Raw genomic sequence first — 2,462 nt, forward strand, 5'->3', positions numbered from 1 at the left:
ACCCCAATCCCCAATACAGTTCAAGGAGATATAACAAGTGACTACTCGTGTAGGAATCAACGGCTTCGGTCGAATCGGGCGCAATTTCTTCCGCGCTGCCCTGGAACAGGGTGCCGACCTGGAAATCGTTGCCGTCAACGACCTGACCAGCCCAGAGGCGCTCGCCCACCTCCTCAAGTACGACTCCGTCACCGGTCGCCTCGCCGCGACGGTCGAGGTCAAGGACGGCAACATTGTGGTGGACGGGAAGTCCATCAAGGTTCTCGCCGAGCGTGACCCCGCCAGCCTGCCGTGGAAGGACCTCGGAGTGGACATCGTCATCGAGTCCACCGGTTTCTTCACCAAGGCATCCGCAGCGCAGAAGCACATCGACGCCGGCGCCAAGAAGGTCATCATCTCGGCTCCCGCCACCGACGAAGACTTCACCGTTGTCCTGGGCGTCAACGACGATCAGTACGACGCCGAGAACCACCACATCATTTCCAACGCCTCCTGCACCACGAACTGCCTCGGCCCACTGGCCAAGGTGCTGAACGACAGCTTCGGTATCGAGCGCGGCCTGATGACCACCATCCACGCCTACACCGCGGACCAGAACCTGCAGGACGGTCCTCACAACGACCTGCGCCGTGCCCGCGCCGCAGCGATCAACATGGTCCCCACCTCGACCGGCGCCGCGAAGGCCATTGGCCTGGTGCTGCCCGAGTTGAAGGGGAAGCTCGACGGCTACGCCATCCGCGTTCCGGTCCCCACCGGCTCGGCCACCGACCTCACTGTTACGGTGTCGCGCGAGGTCACTGTTGAGGAAGTCAACGCCGCCTTCAAGGCAGCCGCCTCGGAGGGCAAGATGAAGGGCTACCTCACCTACACCGATGCACCGATCGTGTCCTCGGACATTGTGGGCGACCCGTCATCCTCGATCTTCGACTCAGGCTTGACGAAGGTCATCGGCAACCAGGTGAAGGTCGTGGGCTGGTACGACAACGAGTGGGGCTACTCAAGCCGCCTCGTTGACCTGACCAGCATCGTCGCCTCCAAGCTCTCCTAGCACCGAAGGACCGAAGTGGCCTCCTCTCTTGATGACCTCCTGCGTACCGGCGTCCGTGGACGCACAATCCTGGTCAGGTCGGACCTGAACGTCCCGCTTGACACCTCGGGGGCAACCCCACGGGTGACCGATGATGGCAGGCTTCAGGCCTCCCTACCGGTACTGCGGAAGTTGACGGGGGAGGGGGCCGCAGTCATTGTGATGGCTCACCTGGGCCGCCCCAAAGGCGCCCCTGACGAGCGGTATTCGCTGAAACCCGCGGTGGATCGGCTGGAGGAACTGGCTGATTTCACCGTCACCCTGGCCGCCGACACCACGGGGAAGAGCGCCGCGGAACACGCGGCCGCGTTGACCGGTGGAAGCGTTCTGGTGCTGGAGAACGTCCGCTTCGACGCGCGGGAAACCAGCAAGGACGACGCCGAACGACAGGCGTTCGCAACCGAACTGGCAGCACTGACCGGCGACAACGGTGCCTATGTGAACGACGCGTTCGGTGCCGTGCACCGGAAGCACGCCAGTGTCTACGACATCGCGGCGCTGCTCCCGTCCTACCAGGGCGACCTGGTGAAGACCGAGGTTGACGTCCTGCAGCGCCTCACCGGGGAACCGGTGGCCCCGTTCGTCGTGGTGCTGGGCGGTTCCAAGGTGTCCGACAAGCTCGCAGTGATTGAAAACCTCCTGGGTACCGCGGACCGGATCCTCGTCGGCGGTGGCATGGTGTTTACCTTCCTCGCTGCGCAGGGGTATTCGGTCGGTGCGAGCCTGCTCGAGGACGACCAGATCGACGTCGTCAAGGGATACCTGGACCGTGCCGAGAAGGCCGGAACCGAGTTTGTCCTCCCCACCGACATTGTGGTGGCCGAACGGTTTGCTGCCGACGCCGCAAACGAGACCGTACCCGCCGACGCCATGGAGGAAAGCTCATTTGGTGCTGGCGGGCTGGGGCTCGACATCGGACCGGCTTCCGGTGCGGCTTTCGCCGCGTCAATCGCCACCGCCGGCACAGTGTTCTGGAACGGCCCCATGGGGGTCTTTGAGTTCGACGCGTTTTCTGCCGGTACGAAGGCCGTCGCGCAAGCACTCACCGAAGCCACCACCCGCGGTGCGCTGACGGTTGTCGGGGGCGGCGACTCCGCTGCGGCAGTCCGATCACTCGGCTTCACCGATAACCAGTTTGGCCACATTTCGACCGGCGGAGGTGCCAGCCTTGAGTACCTTGAAGGCAAGGAACTCCCCGGACTGACAGCCCTCGGGCAGTAGGAGAAGCACTCATGACTTCCTCAACCAACGGCAAGTACGACCGCCGCCCCCTGATTGCAGGCAATTGGAAAATGAACCTGGACCACGTCCAGGGCATCACGCTCCTGCAGAAGCTCGCCTGGACCCTCGACGACGCCAGCCATGACTATCAGCG

Annotated in this window: 2 protein-coding genes and 1 pseudogene (1 of these 3 running past the window's edge); all 3 read left to right on the forward strand. The window is 63.6% G+C overall.

Annotated elements, in window-relative coordinates; all coding sequences use genetic code 11:
• The first annotated feature begins 37 nt into the window (after positions 1-37).
• On the forward strand, positions 38-1,048 hold the full coding sequence (gene gap, locus K728_RS0110900; RefSeq protein ID WP_019483791.1) for a type I glyceraldehyde-3-phosphate dehydrogenase: 1,011 nt from the start codon (positions 38-40) through the stop codon (positions 1,046-1,048).
• Positions 1,049-1,063: 15 nt separating this feature from the next.
• The gene (locus K728_RS0110905; protein ID WP_024476729.1) at positions 1,064-2,308 is read left to right on the forward strand and encodes a phosphoglycerate kinase; all 1,245 of its coding nucleotides are present in this window, start codon (positions 1,064-1,066) and stop codon (positions 2,306-2,308) included.
• An 11-nt stretch (positions 2,309-2,319) separates the two neighbouring features.
• Positions 2,320-2,462: pseudogene (gene tpiA / locus K728_RS19175) on the forward strand (triose-phosphate isomerase) (it continues 677 nt past the right edge of the window).

This window comes from Arthrobacter sp. CAL618 (assembly GCF_000468215.1).
Taxonomy (GTDB): domain Bacteria; phylum Actinomycetota; class Actinomycetes; order Actinomycetales; family Micrococcaceae; genus Arthrobacter_D.